Genomic DNA, 19,183 nt, shown 5'->3' with positions numbered 1-19,183 from the left:
AGTTAAGAGTGTAAAGTGAACTAAAGTGAGCTAAAGTGCCTAAAGTTAAAGAATGCGCTTTCAGCGCAGCCTGTTTCTAATTTGACCGCGCCGAAGGCGTGTACATTAACTTTAGCTCACTTTAGGCACTTCAAACTTTAGACACTTTTGGGGTTGCGGCTTTGCCTTTGTGCCTCAAGCTATTGGCTTTAGCCGATAGCGAGTTTTCCTATCCTTCCTTTTCCAGTTCAAAGGTGTCATGAAGAACCGTAACGGCCAGCTCTGTATATTTGGCCTCTATAACACAGGATATCTTTATTTCTGAGGTGCTTATCATCATGATATTTATTCTTTCATTTGCGAGGGCGGTAAACATCCTTGATGCAACTCCTGCATAACTCCTCATTCCGACACCTACTATGGATATCTTTGAAATATTTTCATCATATTCGACTCTTTCCGCTCCCACATCTTTGGCTACTATTTCAAGTATCTCCTTAACTTCGCTGATGTCTTTTCTTGAGACTGTGAATGTCAGATCAGTATAACCCTCAATACTTACGTTCTGAATGATCATATCAACCACTATATTTTTGTCCGAAAGCGGGGTAAACAGGCGTGCTGCTATACCCGGCCTGTCCGGAACATGAACAACTGTAATTTTTGCTTGATCTCTGTCGTATGTGACACCGGACACAACCACTTTCTCCATTTCATCGTCCTCCTTCGTTACAAAAGTGCCTGCTTTGTCATTAAATGATGACCTTACATGTACAGGAACACCGTGTTTTTTTGCCAGTTCCACTGAACGTGGGTGGAGCACTTTTGCTCCTGCACTTGCCATCTCCAGCATTTCATCATAAGTTATTTTCTTCAGCTTTCTTGCCTTTTGGCATACGGATGGATCCGTTGTATATATCCCGTCAACATCTGTATATATTTCACAGACATCGGCGTGAAGAGCTGCCGCTACTGCAACGGCAGTTGTATCAGACCCGCCTCTTCCCAAGGTGGTGATATTATTTTCTATGTCAGCGCCCTGAAATCCGGCAACGACCACGATAGTCCCCTTTTTCAGTTCATCGGTGATTGCCTTTGTATCAACACTGAGAATTCTTGCACTTTTGTGATTCTTGTCTGTAACCACCTTCACCTGGTAACCTAAAAAAGATTTGGCCTTATAACCCATCTTGTTTAAAACAATAGCAAGAAGGGAGACCGTTATCTGCTCGCCTGTTGAAATGAGGACATCATACTCTCTTGCATCCGGTTTATCGGATGCGCTGTGGGCGAGATCAATAAGCCTGTCCGTTTCACCGGACATGGCGGATACCACAACGACAAGTTCATTTCCTGATTTTTTTGAATTGATGACTCTCCTGGCCACGTTTTCTATTTTTTCAGTATTGGCCACCGAAGTGCCACCATATTTTTGAACAATAAGAGCCATCTACCGAAACCCTCCTCTTTTTAATTTTTCTGAAATTTTTTCTATTGTATCCCTGCGACCGGAAATCTTGAGTTCCCTTTTATTTTCATCAAGGTATCTTAAATAAATATTAAAACATTCACTGGGAAGTATCTCCTTTATTTTCTCAGCCCATTCAATAACGATGATACCATCGCCATAAAAGTATTCTTCATACCCCATATCCTCTAAATCCTGCAAGCCTGATAATCTATAAATATCCAAATGATAAAGGGTCGCTCTTCCGGGATATTCATTGATCAGGGTGAATGTTGGACTTGTTATCTGATATTTCTCAGATACGCCGACGCCCCTGGCAATGCCCCGCGTAATACAGGTTTTGCCTGAACCGAGTTCGCCAATGAGTGCAACAACATCTCCGCCCCGGAGGTATTCTCCTATAATCTTGCCGATGATCTGCGTATCCTCGGCGCTATTGGAAATCAGGATTATATCTGAGTTCTGAGTTCTGAGTTCAGAGTTCAAAGTTCAAAGTCCTGAGTTCAAAGTTCAAGGTTCAAAGTTTTCAACTCGGAACTTTAAACTCAGAACTCGGAACCCTGTTTTCAAGTACAACGACGGCAGTGGCGTACTTGCTGGTGTGTGTGATGCTCAGATGAACAGCAGGTGTGCCCCCGCAGCGATTTAAGATGGGTTTTATCCTGTCGCTAAAGTTCAAATACGGCTTTCCCTGCTGATTGGTAAGCACTTCTATATCTTTTAGGGTTATTTCACCGGCAAGACCAACTCCAATACTCTTGAGAAATGCCTCCTTGGCTGCAAACCGTGCCGCAAAGTGTGTTGCCGGATGTGCGCGTTTCTGACAGTATTCAAGTTCATCTTCGGTATAGACCCTGTCTGTAAATCTTTCACCCCATCTCTTCAGGATCTTTTCTATCCTGTCAATCTCAACCAAGTCTATCCCTATCCCGCATATCATTCTATCCCCTTAAGATCGCATCGGCAATCGCCGCTACATGTTTTATTGCCTTTATGTCATGAACCCTTATAATATTCGCTCCGTTCATTATTGCGGCGGTAACCGTCGCCGCAGTCCCGTAGGTGCGCATTTTGGGATCTTCTTCACCGGTTATTTCCCCGATGAAGGATTTTCGAGAGGTTCCAACTAGGATTGGTCTTCCCAGCGACCTGAATTCACTCAAATGTTTCAGCAACTTGATGTTATCTTCTGCCGTTTTGCCAAATCCTATGCCTGGATCGATAATGATATTTTCAGAATCTATTCCACAGGATTCAGCCTTTTCTATTCTGTCTTTCAGGAAGGCGATGATGTCTCCGCTGAGGGAGCGATACGTCAGGTCACCCTCCTGCATGTCTTTGGGAGTTCCCCTCATATGCATGAGGATGATGGGCGTTCCACAGTCCGCTGCAACCGCCGGCATCTTATCATCGAATCTCATAGCACTGATATCGTTGATAATTTCAGCGCCCGATTCTACGGCTTTTCTGGCGACATCTGCCTTGGTGGTATCTATCGAGACGGGAACGGAAACCGCTTCCTTTAGTTTTTTTATTACAGGGATGACCCTGTTCAACTCGTCTTCTATCGACACGGAATCGGATCCGGGTCTGGAGGATTCTCCACCCACATCCAGTATATCAGCTCCGTCCCTTACCATCGCTTTGCCGTATTCCGCGGCTTCATCGACACAGCTGAAGAGGCCTCCATCGGAAAAAGAGTCCGGTGTGACGTTTATGATTCCCATGATCAGCGTGCGGTCACCCAGGGCTATCTCCCTTTTCGGAGTCCTGATGGTAAAGGAGTCCCTTGATATATTATCAAGGAGTTGCTTGATGTCGCTTCCTATCCTTTTTAATCCGAAGGGCTGAGATGATATCTTATCGGCAAATTGTCTTATCTGCTTGGTAGTGCCTATGATGATTGTGTCTGTTTTAGCAATGCTGCAGTCTATGGAACCTCTGGCAACGGCTGCATCACCACCAATTGAAAGCATCTCCTGTTTTATTATATTTGCCACCTTGCATTCAATATCTTCAATCAGTATATTCATGTTCATCATTTTGGGCGCCATCGCTTCAATGCCGTACGGATCCGCTCCGACTTTTTGTAGCTCTTCGACGGCTCCAGAAAGTGATGATAGATTTAGATATCTCAAGCCAGATTCCTTTTTGAAAACTTTTTTATAAACACTCATGGCTTACATCCACAACGAAGCATGGAAATCCCCCCTTTACTAAAGGGGGGTAAGGGGGGATTTTCGTATAAAAATAGGTGCGTTTGTTTAAACGCACCATGCCAATTCGTTTCTCCCGTAAGAAGTTTCAGATTGTTATGAGTTTTTATCTTCCTTCTCTAATGTAGCTACTTCTTCGGCAGTTATCCCTATTATCTCATCCAGATCGTCAGAGTTTAAGGACTCTTTTTCTAAAAGCGCATTCGCAAGTTTGTGAAGGATATCCATATTGTCAAGTAAAATAGTTTTGGCTTTTTGATAATTTTCTGTAACGATTCTGGTCACTTCTCTGTCTATTTTTTCTGCGGTTTCTTCGCTGTAATCCTTGTGTGTTGCGAATTCCCGTCCAAGGAAAATCTGCTCTTCTTTTTTCCCAAAACTCAAAGGGCCCATCTCGCTGCTCATGCCCCATTGGCAGACCATTTTTCTGGCAATGTCAGTCGCTCGTTCTATGTCATTTCCCGCACCGGTAGTAAAGTCATTAAATACCAGCTCTTCCGCTGCTCTACCTCCCAGAAGGATGGCGATGTTGTGCAGGAGATATTTTTTAGGATAGGTGTGTTTTTCATCTATAGGCAGTTGCTGAGTTAAACCTAATGCCCTCCCTCTCGGAATTATGGTAATCTTATGAATTGGATCGGTTTCCGGCAACAACCTTGCCACCAGGGCATGCCCCGATTCATGGTAGGACGTTGTCTTCTTTTCTGCATCGCTGATAACCATACTTCTTCTCTCGGTACCCATTAGTACCTTATCTTTTGCATACTCGAAATCGCTCATGGAGACATTGTCTTTGTTAAATCTTGCTGCAAAGAGTGCGGCTTCATTCACGAGGTTTTCAATATCAGCTCCTGAAAATCCCGGTGTCCCCCTGGCAAGTACTGATAAATCAACATCATCTTTCATAGGGGTCTTTTTGACATGAACGTCAAAAATCTTTTCTCTGCCCTTTAAATCGGGAAGATGAACCACCACCTGTCTGTCGAACCGCCCGGGTCTCAACAGGGCAGGATCGAGCACGTCGGGCCGGTTGGTCGCCGATACAAGGATCACTCCTTCATTGGATTCAAAACCATCCATTTCTACCAGTAGCTGGTTTAGTGTCTGTTCCCTTTCATCGTGTCCGCCGCCCAGTCCAGCCCCCCTGAGTCTTCCCACGGCGTCGAGTTCGTCAATGAATATAATACAGGGGGCGTGTTTTTTGCCCTGGTTGAATAGGTCTCTTACACGTGACGCCCCGACTCCCACGAACATCTCAACAAAATCTGAACCACTTATACTGAAAAAAGGGACCTCTGCCTCACCTGCAATCGCCCTGGCAAGCAGGGTTTTTCCAGTACCGGGTGGCCCTACGAGGAGCACCCCCTTGGGTATTCTACCCCCAAGTCTGGTAAACTTCTTGGGGTCCTTCAGGAAATCTATAATTTCTTCCAGTTCTTCTTTTGCCTCGTCGATTCCTGCGACATCTTCGAAGGTTACCTTTTTCGACTTATCTGTCATCAGCCGTGCCCTGCTTTTTCCGAAAGACATGGCTTTCCCCCCTCCCGATTGCATCTGCCTCATGAAGAAGATCCATATGCCGATGAGAAGGAGCATAGGAAACCAGGAAATGAGGATAGTCATATACCAGGGAGAATCTTCAGCGGGTTTGGCCGAAATCCTCACCTTTTTTTTCTTTAAAAGAGAAACTAACTCTGTATCATTGGGGGCATAAGTCCTGAAGTCTCTTCCGTCGATCAGTTTTCCTGTAACTTTTCCTCCCTGAATGGTGACCTCGATAATCTGACCCTTTTCGACACGATCAGTAAAATCGCTGTATACGATACTCTCCTTCATCTGTTTCGGTTGGTTGAAGATGTGAAACAGAAATACAAATACAAGACTTATGACAAGCCAGAGCGCTATGTTTTTCTGTAGTGGATTCAATATGTACTCTCCTTTGAACTAAAGTGAACTAAAGTGAGCTAAAGTTTAAAGTGCCTAAAGTTAAAGAATGCGCTTTCAGCGCAACCTGTTTTAAAACCGACTGCGCCGAAGGCGTGTAGCATTAACTTTAGCTCACTTTAGACACTTCAAACTTTAGGCACTTCCTTAATTATAACAACATTTGTATAATTTCAAACAATTTTTACTTTTACCACTTTTCTTGTTTTATCTGTAATTTTTATCCTTTCGCATAGTCTTATTCCCATAATCCATAAAACGGATTTTTGATCTACCAGAAGAGGGAGTTTTTTTCTCCGGTTTTTAGGTATTTTTTCATCAATAAAAAATGATTTCAATTTTTTTGTTCCGTTCATGCCGAAAGGCTGGAAACTGTCACCTGATTTTACATTTCTTATAGTGAGTGGAAAAGAGATCTGTTCATAATCCATAAACGCTGTGCTGTTTGCATTAAAATTTATGGGTGAAATGTTATCAATAAGATGAAATTGTACCGTTATGCCAAGCTCTTTAATATCAACGGAGCCCGGAATTTCTACGCCGTAGCAAAATGTACTGTCTGTGTCAGGCTTCTTTTTTGAGAGTGTAATAATGTCGTACTCACGCCTCACCTCCAGGTAAAATGGAAGATTCAATGTGCCGCTGGGGTTATCTCCTTCGACTAAATCCATTACAGATTTTACATGGATGTAGCCGATTCCTTTTTTCGAAGGAGAATAATTTTGAAGGAGGGTTTTGACGATTCTCCATTGAATGGCTTTATGCAGCTTTACAAGTTCCGGCAGCTTTATTCTGATCTCCCCTTCATTTCGGTTGATATTCCAACTTTCCAGGATCTCTTCAACCGTCATTTTGATATAATCATCTTCTGTCCGGATTATGTTCGCCATACGCCCCAGATTTTCTATCAATCCGGGGTTGTAGTTTTCCATCAGTTCGGGTATCAAGCTGCTCCTTATTCTGTTTCTGAGATAGGTATCTTCTATGTTAGAGCTGTCAGTAACATATTTTACATCCTCTTTTTTTAGAAAATTTAAAATCTCTTCTCTTGTGACGGATATAAGTGGTCTGATATAAATACTGTCTCGCACGGGAAGAATACCCCTCAATCCTTCCATGCCGCTTCCTCTCAGGAATTTCATAACGACAGTTTCGGCCTGATCACCCAGATTATGTCCAAGGGCAATCTTGTCTGCCCTGTACTTTTTTTGTATATCTTCAAGAAATTTGTATCTCTCATTTCTGCAAATAATTTCGGTCGATCCCCCCTTTTTTTTAATTAGTGAAGGGATGTCTACATAACCTGATTCAAATACAATACCTATCGATTTGCTGAGATTTTTAACAAAGGATTCGTCACTGTCCGACTCGTCTCCCCTGAGTCCATGATTAAAATGAGCGGCAATTAGGAAGAGATGATATTCATCGGATATGATGCTTAATGCCTTCAAAAGGGCAACGGAATCCGGCCCACCGGAAACGGCTACGACAACCCTGTCTTCCTTGTCGAGCATATTATGTTTTATTATTGTTTCTTTTACTTTTTTAAGCATGATCATCTATATGAAAATCGAATTCAGGATTAAGGAGACAGAAATCAGAATAATTGTTCCGTTTTTCTTCTGGGTTCTGAATCCTGACTTCTGGAGTCTACATGGGCGAAACAGCTTGGAACTATCACTCTACAAAGCGTGGAAACTTTTTTGCATTTCTTCATGCACCCTTCCTGCCTGCAGTAAAAATGTTTCCAGTTTTGCCGTGATGATCTGCGGGAATGGATTCCCGTCACTCTCGATTGCCAGGAAGGGGAAATCCTCAATTTTGTTTAGCAGGTTTCTTGTTCTTTTGCTACTGGTTCCGGTTGCTGTTTTTCCGTCTCTGTTCATCTCCCTCGAGAGGATGGCTTCCGATATACGGTTGGGCATACACCCAAATGGTCCTATTGCAATGACTCCGCAGTAATGATCCAGAACCTCATTTATTGACGCTCCGGTCGTTAGAATCGCCTCGCCTGTCAGTTCAGGGTTGATCAGATGACGTGTGCGGGAAACGAGGTGGTCTATGTCTTCGAGTTTGTATTGAAACAGGTCGGATTTTGCCAGTATCTTTTTGAAAGTTTTTTCATATTTTTTCATTGTTCTTGATCTGACAAGTAGCGATAGTTTTTCCTTCAGGCCGAAGTGTGCACGCGAAAGGTTATTTTTAAAGCACCAGTCTGTATAGTAAATCCACTCCGATACGGAGGAAACCTTTGTTGCGAATCCCTTTCGGGCAAGTCTTTCTACGATAAACTGTCTTGAAATATCGTCATTACGAACAAAGATTTCCCCTGTAAGTAAAACAACCGGTGTATCTTCAATAAACCTTTTCATGGGTATTTTTTTCAGGTTGCTTGCTACTGTCTCAAGTGTCTGAGTCAGTTCTTTTAAATCTGAATAGCTTTCCAGCGTCCTTGTTATTCTCCTGCATTCTTCCCTGTAAATGTGCATTGCCGAATTCGGATTGACGGCATTGGTCAGAACCAGGGAATAAATTTCCTCCATTATATCTGAAATGACAATGGATGCCCAAAGCCTCGATGTAAGATGTTTTTCATCGATATCTGCATAGCTGTTTTCAGCTGTAAGGGAAAACAGGGCAACATTTTCTATTTTTAGCTTGGCAATCAGGTTATTGATAAAGACGCTATACTGACCGAACCTGCATGGACCTGAGGCGGTCGTCATAAAATAGATAACCAGTTCTTTATCGTTCTCCCGATGTTTTAGGTACTTCAAGAGACTTCCCGTTGTAAGAAGTAACGGCAAACACTCTTTACAGGTAGTATTTCCTTTGCCGAGTCTCAGTGCCTCTTCATCAGCAGGTGGAAGCGCCGATGCACGTATCCCCATACCCCTGAATGCAGCAGCAGCAGCCTCGGTATGGAATTTGCCCATCGATGGAAATATAAGATGAACATATGGGTCAAATATTGAACATTCCTTTCCGGACGAGTCTGTAAATACTTGCTGATTATGATTTGAATGTACCCTTGCAGGTACGAAATTATCTGAAACATCGACAACCCTTATTTCCATATCCAATTCACGGTAACTTTTAATGATGTCCATAAACGCTTCGATTCTGGTCTCGAGCCCGGCATCTGCAACATGGCTGTCCAGCTCCAGCGTCAGGGAAGGTTTTTTCCCCATTAAATCACGGAAATATCCGATGAGGAACGAGTCAGGACCACAGGAAAAGTTGGTGATGTAACATCCAAAGAGCTGGGGGTGTTTCTTCACGTAGCTGGCACCTTTGAGGATTGACTGTCCTGCAGACCAGAACATCTGGTTATCGACCGGTTCATCTTTCAGTGGAAGGAACTCAAAGGGGATAACCTTAACCCCGCGCGATGCGAACTTATTAGGAATACCCATGTGGGCTTCAGATACGAACGCATTATATGACCTCCCGAAAACAACAATGGCAATCATATCCGGATTGGCTTCGAGTTCGGTCAATACCTCCCTGCCTTTTTCCTTCATTTCGTCGAACACAGTCTCCTGGACGCTCAGCGCTTTTTTGTATGCGAGGCGTGCCTTGTTTTTTCCGACCCCCAATTTCTTTGTCACTGAAACAAAGGTGTCTTCTGCCTGCCTGTATCCCTGAGAGAAATCGATTACAGGTGACAGTATCCCGTCATTTTTCTTAAGTTCCCGGTATATTTCATGATCCTTGAAGGCAGATGCGAGATAGTACGGTTCGCCCTGAGAGAGGGGACAGGTTGATGAACAATCGTTGAGTCCATTTTCTACGTAGTTTCCCTTGACCTGTGGAAGGAACAGATAGTCGGGCATCTTTTTCAGTATATTCCCCAGATAGCCATGAGAAATTTCAGCAGGATAACAAAATGCGGTTCCTTTTCGATCCATCCCATCCTTGTCTATGGTATCGGAAAGCTGAACCTTAAAGCCGATTCGGGAAAAAAAGTCATGTAAGAGCGGATAATATGTATTCGTCCAGAAAGATTTATTAATTCCGATGGTTTTTGAATCTTTATCGGTGTCAGGCTCTTCCGAAGAGTTTATATATTTGTGGAAAATGAGTTTTTCATAAAGCGCGACCAGGTCTAATTCTTCCGGATTTACATTAATATTGAACCGCAAATTATACCATCTGTTACAGGCACCCCCGAAAGGATGTATTTCGTTTTCTATTTCTATCCTTGCTATTTCACATTTCCGGTCGCACTTTTCTTTACCACCCTTGCAGATGAAGGGTTTACCATATTTCAGTGTCCTGTCTTTAAGCTGTTTCAGTGAAAAGGCTTTTTCTTTGGTAAGGCCTGTCTCAAGTCTGCGTTTTACCTCGAGGGCAACTCCGAAGGCGCCGGTCAGTCCCGGGTCGGGCGGGACGATTATACGTTTCCCGGTTAAGGAGGCCATTGCTATAGGCACTGCCCGGTTATAGCAAACCCCTCCCTGCATAAATACCTTGTTTCCGACAGGCCTGTTTCCTTTGACCCGATTGTCGTAATTCATGCAAACGGAGTACACAAGCCCGGCGACGATATCTTCTCTTTTGAGTCCTTCATGGAGTGCGTTTTTGATATCACTGCTTATGAAAGCCGCACACTGATCATTAAAGTTTGGTGGCTTTTGTCCCCGCAGGGCGATATCGGCAATTTCCTCCATCTCAATTCCGAGAGTCTCTTTTGCCGCTTCTTCCAGGAAAGAACCGGTTCCCGCACTGCAGGCCTCATTCATCGCGTAATCTGAAGCAACTCCATTTGTTATATAAGTATATTTTGCATCCTGTCCGCCAATTTCAAATATTGTATCCACCTCCGGGTCAAAGAAGAGTGCCCCGGCTGCATGGGCAATAATTTCATTGATTATGCAGTCGGTCATTGCGTGGAGACCGGCGATCTGTCTGCCTGATCCGGTTACTCCCAGTCCTGTAATTTTTATCTTGTCTTCAAGGGTGCCGAGTTGATTATACAGGTCTTCATAGCATTCCATCGATGCACTGACCGGATCGCCGCTTGTTCTTAAGTAAATTGATGCCAAAACCTTATTGTCTGAAATTCTCAGGATTATTGCCTTTGTTGTCGTTGATCCGACATCGAGCCCGAGTATGCAACGATCACCCTCTCTTACTTCCCCTCTTTGTGTGGTTTTGAAATCAACCCTGTTTTCAAAGTTTTTAAGCGTAGGCAGGTAAAAAAATGGATCCTGTTCACTTTTGAAGAGATTTTCTGTTTCAGGAAAGGGGATGGTCTCATTATTTAATGCCCACAGTGCGCATCCCAGCGCCTCAAAATATGGGGCCTCTTTTGGGACTACCAGATTTGTTATTTCTCTTTCAAGATAATCAATCATTACGGAGTTCTGTGAAGTGCCTCCGATGACCATAATGTCTTTTCTGGGAATTTGCTTAATGATTTCCAGGACTTTTCCTGCCATCATCTGACATAATCCGGCAGCTACCCGCCCTTTTGGCACCCCCTTGTTGGTTGCGTGTGTACAATCACTTTTACAAAAGACGCTGCAACGTCCTGCAACCGTATACGGTTCTTCCGTTTGAGCGATATTGATCGCTTCATCAAGGGTAATCCCCATTCTTCTTATCTGCTGCAGGAAGAATTCCCCAGTACCAGAGGCACATTTATTGCCTGTTTGCACAGATGTTATCCTTCCGTCTTTTCCAAGGGCATATACCATGAAGGTTTCCCCGCCGATGCTGACAATTGCATTGAAACGTTTCTGCTTGCCGTTTAAATGGAAAAGGGCGACCTCCACGGCTTCCGGCTCTGAAATAGAGGAAAGATTGACAAAATTCCTGAATTTTCTGCCAGTTACAGCAATTCTGGAATAGTTGTTTATGTTTAGCTCTGCCAGGGCTTTTAGAAGAGTTTCTTGAGGATTACCATTATGAGGTTCTGTAAAGATGTCTGTTGTGGAGATACTGTTATCTGTATCTATTGAAAGCCCTACGGTTGATAATGTTGTAGCCCCTATGCATATACCGAGCGATTTCATCTCCGTTTACCTTTAAATCCACAGATTTCGCAGATTACACGGATTACTCTAATCATTTGAAGAACAATGCGAAATCTGTAGGGGTTAATTCCCCGTAGCGTGCTGCGACAGAAAAGATAAAACACTTATTTTGATACCCCGCGGCTTGCCGCGGGGCAGACCATTTGGCGTCGTCAAGAAATATATAAAAGATATATATCAATTACAAGCAAAATTGCAACGGCTTTCGAGGACTCCAAAATAGACATTGAAAATAAAGTCTGTCTTCCCCATCCCGTAGGACAGCCGTCTCGGCTGTCTAAGCGATTCACCATTATGGACAGGCGGGACGCCTGTCCTACTGTGTTGGAAGGGTCAATGTCTATTTTTGGGGAGGACAGGAAGCAATAATCAATAGCAATATTTATATTGACTGTCTGTTATCATGTATGGTAGCAAAAAAGCTATCCGCTTGGATCCGAAATTGCCGGACTGAGACGAGAAGGTTAACAGATAAGTTTATAGTCGGAAATATGTTACTGCAATGGTGACAATAAAGACTTTTAAAGCCTTCCGGAAACAGTCCGGAAGGCTTTTTTTTAGGTTTGGGGAAATGACAATGAAAGATAACATCGCGATTCTTGGAATGGGAAGGGTAGGGACGGCAGTTGGATCTCTTCTTCGATCTGCAGGCTATAGAATTGTGGCGGTTGCAAGCAGGTCCGTGAAATCAGCGGAAAAGGGGGTTACATATACGGGCGGGAAAGTTTATGCGAGTCTTGCCGGTGCGGCATCTCAGGCAGAATGTATTTTTATAACTACCGGTGATGACGTGATTGCTTCCGTTTGTGAGGAAATATCAAGAAAAGGGGGAGTAGGTGCCGGTAAAAAAGTTGTTCACATGAGCGGTGCCGGAAAACTTGATCTTCTGGAATCTGCCCGCAGGGCCGGGGCACGCATAGCGAGCATGCACCCGATTCAGTCTTTTGTCAGCGTAGAAGGTGCTGTAAAAAATATTCCCGGGAGCACCTTTGGTGTTACGGCTGAAGAGGAAATCAAGGACTGGGCAGTTCAAATTGTCAGGGATCTTGGTGGTGTACCTTTTTTCGTTTCAGATGCTGATAGACCGCTTTATCACGCTGCTGCATGTATGGCATCGAACTATTTGGTTGTTCTGATGCATATGGTTGAAGAAGTTTACAAGAGTGTCGGTTTAAACCGGGAGAGTGCTATCAAGGCGTTCTGGCCGCTTGTCACCGGAACAATAAATAATATTGAAAACCGGGGAACAGTCCAATCGTTAACCGGACCGATATCGAGAGGCGACATCGAAACGGTAAAAAAACATATTGAGGCATTTCGTGACAGACTTCCCGAATTTCTGGATGTGTACAATAGCATGGGGGCTTTTGCCTCAGATATCGGCCTTAAGAATAAAACTCTCACACATAGAAAGGCAGAAGAGATCAAATCACTGCTGCTCGGAGGAGGATCGGAGGATGAGTAAGGAAGGGAAAGTAAACAAAATAACAATCCCTGTAACCCTTGAAATGAAAAGAAAGGGCGAAAAAATCACCATGCTGACCGCTTATGATTATTGCACTGCCGCTCTTCTGGACGAAGCCGGTGTCGATATTATGCTGGTGGGGGATTCTCTTGGTATGGTGATCCTCGGGTATGACAGCACCCTGCCGGTTACTATGGAAGATATGATCCACCACATAAGACCGGTATCCCGTGCCGCGAAACGTGCCATGGTTATCGGAGATATGCCGTTTATGTCCTATCAGGTCTCCGTTGAAGAAGCTGTCCGCAATGCGGGTCGGTTCCTGCAGGAGGCTGGCGCTCATGGTGTAAAATTGGAAGGGGGGAGAGAAATGGCCGAAACCGTCAGAAGAATGACATCGGTGGGAATTCCGGTTATGGGCCACGTGGGGCTCACACCTCAGTCCGTTCATAAGCTCGGGGGTTACAAGGTACAGGGCAGGGAAGCTATGGCAGCTAAAAAGATCATGGAAGATTCCAAAATACTTGAAGAGGCCGGAGCATTTTCCATTGTTCTGGAGTCTGTGCCTGCCGGTCTGGCTGAGGAGATTACAAAATCGCTTAAGATACCCACAATCGGTATAGGAGCCGGTGTTAACTGCGATGGACAGGTACTGGTGGTCAACGATATGCTTGGAATGTTTGAAAAATTTACACCGAAATTTGTTAAGAAGTATGCCAATCTAAGTGATGTAGTGAAAGTGGCCGTCAAACAATACCTGGATGAAGTGAAGGCAGAAGTTTTTCCCGGAGAAGAACATTCGTTCTTGTAAGTCGATGAAGCTCTTGCAAAATGTAGTGCAGTCCCAACAAAAAGCTTGACACAAACCATTCTTTAGAGTACTTAATCTACATTAGGTTGTTCTAACATCTGTTTATTGTCCTAATTGTGTGAGAAAATTTGCGGTACTCTAACTGATCTTTAGAAAGCTTTGCATAATACCATATTGTCATTGCGAACGAAAGTGAAGCAATCTCTAACTCATTGTAAATATAAGAGATTGGCACGTCGCTCCGCTCCTCGCAATGACCAGAACAACAATTATGCAAAGATCTCCTTTAGCCGAGGTTCGGGAGTAATGGAATTATGGGCAAAAAAAAGTTAAGTTCTACAATGGAAGATTATCTGGAGGCTATTTTTAACCTGGAGAAATCTAAAAAAGCTGTTCGCGTTAAAGATATAGCCAAAGAGATGGAGGTGAAGCTGCCGACGGTCACCAGTATGATGGGTACGCTTGCACAGAGGGGTCTAATCAATCATGAGAAATATGAATATGTGGAACTGACAACAAAGGGCAAACGTATCGCGAAAGACGTGTACCGAAGGCATGTAATTTTACGTGATTTTTTAACTGATATATTAAACATAGACAAAGAAACGGCTGAAGAAGATGCCTGTAAGATGGAACACGCTGTCAGCCCTGTTACGTTAGAAAGGGTTGTGAAGTTTATGGAATTCGTTGAGAATTGTCCAAGGAGTGGTTCTGACTGGTTGCAGCGTTTCAATGATTATCAACAGCATGGTCGCGTTGACGATAAGTGCCTGGCGCAGATGAAGAATTTTGCAGAACAGTATAGTGCGAGAATAAAAGAGTTGGAGAGTAATGAGGAAGGTCGGTGATTTAACATGAAACCTAAAATAATATCTTTACCAATGGCATCGCTTGGGAAGAGGGTGAGAATTGTCTCTCTTGCCGGTGGAAGAGGGATGCAGGAGCGCCTGATAAGCATGGGTATGTGGCCGGGTTCAGAGATTGAGGTCATAAGACGTGGTGATCCGGGACCTTTTATTGTCGCCATTGGAGAAGCGCGTATGGCCATAGGAACAGGAATGGCACAGAAAATTATGGTTTCAGAAAACGGGGCTTGATGATGGGAAGAAAAGGGTCTAAAGTGTAATTTTTTTTGACCAGTAAGTTAGAATATTCTAACAATACATCACTATTCTAACTTTGTCGATTTATTGAAATATGAGGAGGTTTATAACGTGGACAAAATAATGATGCGAAAAATGAGGGATAACCAGTCCGGAATCATATCCGCCGTGAAGATAGGAGGCGAGCTTGGCAGGCGCATCCGTGATATGGGCCTTGTTCCGGGGACGGCCATTAAGATTCAGGGGCGGGCGCCTCTGTACGATCCCGTGGCTTTGAGAGTCATGGGCTTTACGCTGACCCTGCGAAACAATGAAGCTAATCATATAGAAGTGGAGGTAGAATAAAAAATGGGAGCAACAATAGCTCTGGCAGGAAATCCCAACTCCGGCAAAACAACCCTTTTCAATGAGCTTACCGGTGCTCGTCAGCATGTGGGCAATTATCCGGGGGTCACGGTGGAAAAGAAAGAAGGCATACATGTTCATGATGGATGCCGTATGCATATAGTGGATCTTCCGGGGACATATTCCCTCACTGCGTATTCCCTGGAAGAGGTGGTTGCCAGGGATTTCCTGGTCAATGAAAAACCGGAGGTGGTCATTGATGTAGTGGATGCATCAAATCTGGAGAGAAACCTTTACCTTGCGATTCAGTTTCTTGAAATGGGCGTACCCATGTGCATCGCCCTGAATATGATTGACGTGGCCAGGAACAGGGGAATTAAAATTAATTCAGAAAAACTATCCTCGCTGCTCGGGATTCCCATTATTCCCACGATTGCCAGAACTGGTGAGGGAAAGAAGAAACTAGCAAGAGCGGCTGCAAAGATAGTTCAGGAAGATAAAAAACAGGATCCTATTAAAATATCCTACGGGGATGATCTGGACAGGGCGCTCTTTGAAATGGAAAGGGAAATCAGTACCAGCGATTTTTTAACTGATACATACCGGCCCCGCTGGATTGCCTTGAAATATCTGGAAAATGACAAACAGATTAAATCAAAGGGTCAGGAAAGTAATCCTTCTTTGTCTGCAAGGCTTGAAGAAATTGTAAAAAGGGTGTCGCTGCATTTACAGAGAACTCTGAACACCTACCCTGAGGCCATGATTGCAGATCAACGCTACGGCTATATCAATTCCATTATAAAACAGGGAGTTATTCAGCGCCAACATGATCAAAACAGACTCTATACGTCTGACAAGATAGACAAAATTGTTACCAACCGGTTTCTCGGTCCCATCATTATGCTGGTGGTGCTTATGGGGCTGTATCATTTTACGTTTACCTACAGCGAAGTTCCCGTGGGCTGGCTCGAGAGCTTCTTTGGGTGGTTTGGTGATGTGGCATCTACGCACTTGCCTGACGGTCTTCTAAAATCTCTCGTTATTTCAGGTATCATTGACGGTGTGGGGGGTGTCCTGGGGTTTGTGCCGCTGATTATGTTCATGTTTTTCGGGATTGCACTGCTGGAGGATTCCGGGTACCTGGCCAGAGTTGCATTCATGCTGGACAGGATATTCAGAATCTTCGGTCTTCACGGCAGTTCCGTCATGGCCTTTATCGTATCAGGAGGTATTGCCGGAGGCTGCGCTGTTCCCGGTGTCATGGCAGCCCGTACCCTTAAATCACCGCGGGAGCGTCTGGCGACATTGCTCACGGTTCCATTTATGAATTGCGGTGCAAAGCTGCCGGTATTTGCGCTTTTGATCGCGGCCTTCTTTCCGAAAAATGAGGCAATAATGATGCTGATCATTACACTTGTTGCCTGGTTGGGTGCCCTGTTTGTTGCAAAATTGCTTAGACTCACGGTTATCAAGGGGGAGTCCGCTCCATTTGTCATGGAACTTCCCCCGTACCGTTTTCCCACCTTTAAAGGGCTGGCCATACACACATGGGAAAGGACATGGCAGTATATCAAAAAGGCTGGAACGGTCATTCTCGGAATTTCAATCATTCTGTGGGCTATGATGACTTTTCCCGGTCTGCCCGACTCCAAGGTACAGGAATTTGAATACCGGCGTGAAGCCGTGAAGACGGCAGTCAGCGCGACTGTTATCCGGGAATTGGAGGCATCCGGTGAAGAGACCGGACTTTCTCAAGAAGCACGGAATTTGAAGAACCGACTGGTGTCCATCGATTTGCAGGAAGCGGAGACAGGTTTAAGAAATTCCGTGGCCGGTCGTTTTGGAATAGCACTTGAGAGTGTTTCGAAGTGGGCGGGCTTTGACTGGCGTACCAATATTGCCCTTGTCGGTGGTTTCGCGGCCAAGGAAGTGGTCGTTTCGGCTCTGGGTACTGCTTATTCCCTGGGCGAGCTTGACCCTGAGGAGAGTGGCTCTCTTTCAGAAATCCTGGCCAGAACGCCGGGCTGGAGCCCGCTGGTAGCATTGAGCCTGATCATTTTTACTATATTCTATGCACCTTGCTTTGTTACCGTGGTCATGATTGTGAGGGAATCCGGTTCATGGAAATGGGGGATTTTTTCAATGGTGTTTAACACTGTCCTGGCTCTTGTATTGGCTACGCTCGTTTTTCAAGTTGGTTCGGTCATGGGGGTATTGGGAGGCTGAGGTTCAATTATGGATGTATTGCTTGTTTTTGCTATTGTAGGTTTCGCTGCCGCATGCCTTGTCAAAATCTTTTACAAAAAATGGAGTAAAGGGGGTGAACGCAAATGTTCTTCATGTACTGCGTGCTGCCCGGTGATAAAAGATAAGTTGTAAAATTATTTGGTAAGACTTTATTTGATATGAAGTAACTGAAAGGGTCAGCAAGGGGGAAAAGGTCTGGCGGCCACTCCCCTCGCAGACCCCTCGCAAGCCTTCAAAGACAAGTTCTCCCTGAGGAGAGTTCTATGCCTTTGTGAGCCTGTTTTTTAATCATAAGAGTTTTTCAAAAAGATGTCAAAGAAAGAAAGGACAAATAAAATGAAAAGATGTTTAATTATAGTTATGTTGATTTTTGGATTGTTATTTGCGGGGTTTTCTTCAGCCTTCGCCGGTGATGCAAGTGGAGATATCGAAGATCTGTACAAGCGCATCGGGGAGCTGGAAGAAAAGGTTAAAAAACGGGAAGAAAAAACGGAATTGTTGGGCAAGGTAAGTGAAAATATAACCATAACTGGAGCCATTGAACTGGATTATACCTATACGGATCCAAGGGATACCACGGTTGTAAACAGCGATTCCACCTCTGATCTCGATATCGGGACAGTGCAGCTTGGAGTCGAAGTAAAATTTCACGAATGGGTAACCGGTAATTTCATTCTTAAGGGAGAAAACCTTGATAATGATGACAGGGTCTTCTGGGATGAAGCGATAATCACGATACAGAAAGAAGGATTTCCCCTCTACTTTGTAGGCGGCAAGAGGGGGCAACCCTTCGGTGTGTTCAACAGCCATTTAATCAGTGATCCCATCACCAAGGATTGCTATGAGGTCGCCAAGTCAGGCGCCACCGTAGGATTTACACCCGATTTTCTGGGACTTGATATATCCGCTACGGTATACAAGGGTGAAGTCCTGGCGGATAAATTGTCGGAAGCAGATTACGGTTGGACGAGAGATCCCGCTAATCCCGATCCGACGGATGATGTTGAATCCTATATTCTCAATGTTTCTTTAGCGCCGATAGGGGGGTTTTCGCTCAGCGCCTATTTCGATTCCGAACCGGGGCAGGGGAGCCGCAATGAGACGGCAGGCGGAACGATCGGATGCCAGATCGGTATCTTTACCTTCGATGCCGAGTATATTGCTGCTCTCGAAAGGGAAAAGAATGCAACGGCTAATAAAGAATACAAAGAATCGGCCTGGTTCGCTGCGATTGTATGTCAGGTTATAGACCCACTGGAAATAGCGGTTCGTTATGAGGCCTTTGACGACGACATAAGCGGCGACCAGGATGGACATCTGGAGAACAGATATTCTGTAGGCGCTAACTATACACTCTTTGAGAAAGACAATTTTGCAACGACTCTTATGCTTGAATATCGCAGGAGTAATTACGAAAAGGCAGCGGGAAGTACCGTTGATGATACTGTAGATGAGGTCTTTGCCAGAGTAGCGATGGAGTTTTAGGTCTGGGGCGGTTGGGGTTACTCTAATGACTTATCTGAAAAATATTGTTATCTGAAAAATTGTTTGAAAAAAAATAATG

The 19,183-nt window shown here is 44.4% G+C and carries 14 protein-coding genes; 7 read left to right on the top strand and 7 right to left on the bottom strand.

What is annotated here, in order from left to right; translation table 11 throughout:
- Positions 1 to 208: 208 nt before the first annotated feature.
- The 7 genes from Q7J27_08530 to Q7J27_08500 all read right to left on the bottom strand — a co-directional run bounded on the left by Q7J27_08530 (position 209) and on the right by Q7J27_08500 (position 11,627).
- On the bottom strand, positions 209 to 1,429 hold the full coding sequence (locus Q7J27_08530) for an aspartate kinase (protein ID MDO9529192.1): 1,221 nt from the start codon (positions 1,427 to 1,429) through the stop codon (positions 209 to 211).
- Complete coding sequence (gene tsaE / locus Q7J27_08525) at positions 1,430 to 1,933, bottom strand: tRNA (adenosine(37)-N6)-threonylcarbamoyltransferase complex ATPase subunit type 1 TsaE (GenBank protein MDO9529191.1); 504 nt, start codon at positions 1,931 to 1,933, stop codon at positions 1,430 to 1,432.
- A 40-nt stretch (positions 1,934 to 1,973) separates the two neighbouring features.
- Positions 1,974 to 2,387 (bottom strand): holo-ACP synthase, encoded by a 414-nt coding sequence (acpS, locus tag Q7J27_08520; GenBank protein ID MDO9529190.1) that lies wholly within the window; start codon positions 2,385 to 2,387, stop codon positions 1,974 to 1,976.
- A 1-nt stretch (position 2,388) separates the two neighbouring features.
- Complete coding sequence (folP, locus tag Q7J27_08515; protein ID MDO9529189.1) at positions 2,389 to 3,624, bottom strand: dihydropteroate synthase; 1,236 nt, start codon at positions 3,622 to 3,624, stop codon at positions 2,389 to 2,391.
- Between the two features lie 135 nt (positions 3,625 to 3,759).
- Positions 3,760 to 5,589: an ATP-dependent zinc metalloprotease FtsH gene (gene ftsH, locus Q7J27_08510; protein MDO9529188.1), complete on the bottom strand. Its 1,830-nt coding sequence runs from the start codon at positions 5,587 to 5,589 to the stop codon at positions 3,760 to 3,762.
- A 191-nt stretch (positions 5,590 to 5,780) separates the two neighbouring features.
- Complete coding sequence (tilS, locus tag Q7J27_08505) at positions 5,781 to 7,160, bottom strand: tRNA lysidine(34) synthetase TilS (GenBank protein ID MDO9529187.1); 1,380 nt, start codon at positions 7,158 to 7,160, stop codon at positions 5,781 to 5,783.
- A gap of 129 nt (positions 7,161 to 7,289) precedes the next feature.
- Positions 7,290 to 11,627 (bottom strand): acyl-CoA dehydratase activase, encoded by a 4,338-nt coding sequence (locus tag Q7J27_08500; protein MDO9529186.1) that lies wholly within the window; start codon positions 11,625 to 11,627, stop codon positions 7,290 to 7,292.
- 598 nt (positions 11,628 to 12,225) lie between these two features.
- Between Q7J27_08500 and Q7J27_08495 the strand changes: the two genes are divergently transcribed.
- The 7 genes from Q7J27_08495 to Q7J27_08465 all read left to right on the top strand — a co-directional run bounded on the left by Q7J27_08495 (position 12,226) and on the right by Q7J27_08465 (position 19,104).
- Complete coding sequence (locus tag Q7J27_08495) at positions 12,226 to 13,113, top strand: DUF2520 domain-containing protein (GenBank protein ID MDO9529185.1); 888 nt, start codon at positions 12,226 to 12,228, stop codon at positions 13,111 to 13,113.
- Positions 13,106 to 13,924, top strand: a complete 819-nt coding sequence (panB, locus tag Q7J27_08490) for a 3-methyl-2-oxobutanoate hydroxymethyltransferase (protein ID MDO9529184.1) — start codon at positions 13,106 to 13,108, stop codon at positions 13,922 to 13,924. Before Q7J27_08495 ends, panB begins: the two co-directional genes overlap by 8 nt.
- A gap of 314 nt (positions 13,925 to 14,238) precedes the next feature.
- Positions 14,239 to 14,772: a metal-dependent transcriptional regulator gene (locus Q7J27_08485; protein ID MDO9529183.1), complete on the top strand. Its 534-nt coding sequence runs from the start codon at positions 14,239 to 14,241 to the stop codon at positions 14,770 to 14,772.
- 6 nt (positions 14,773 to 14,778) lie between these two features.
- Positions 14,779 to 15,021, top strand: coding sequence for a FeoA family protein (locus Q7J27_08480; GenBank protein ID MDO9529182.1), 243 nt, complete (start codon positions 14,779 to 14,781; stop codon positions 15,019 to 15,021).
- 117 nt (positions 15,022 to 15,138) lie between these two features.
- Positions 15,139 to 15,372, top strand: a complete 234-nt coding sequence (locus Q7J27_08475; protein ID MDO9529181.1) for a FeoA family protein — start codon at positions 15,139 to 15,141, stop codon at positions 15,370 to 15,372.
- Between the two features lie 3 nt (positions 15,373 to 15,375).
- A complete protein-coding gene (gene feoB, locus Q7J27_08470; GenBank protein MDO9529180.1) occupies positions 15,376 to 17,598 on the top strand; it encodes a ferrous iron transport protein B in 2,223 nt (740 codons plus the stop codon).
- Positions 17,599 to 17,955: 357 nt separating this feature from the next.
- A complete protein-coding gene (locus tag Q7J27_08465) occupies positions 17,956 to 19,104 on the top strand; it encodes an LbtU family siderophore porin (GenBank protein ID MDO9529179.1) in 1,149 nt (382 codons plus the stop codon).
- Positions 19,105 to 19,183 lie beyond the last annotated feature (79 nt).

The sequence above is a fragment of the Syntrophales bacterium genome (genome assembly GCA_030655775.1).
GTDB lineage: Bacteria > Desulfobacterota > Syntrophia > Syntrophales > JADFWA01 > JAUSPI01.
Note: the sequence above shows the minus strand (reverse complement) of the source record. Positions and strands in the feature narration are given on the sequence as shown.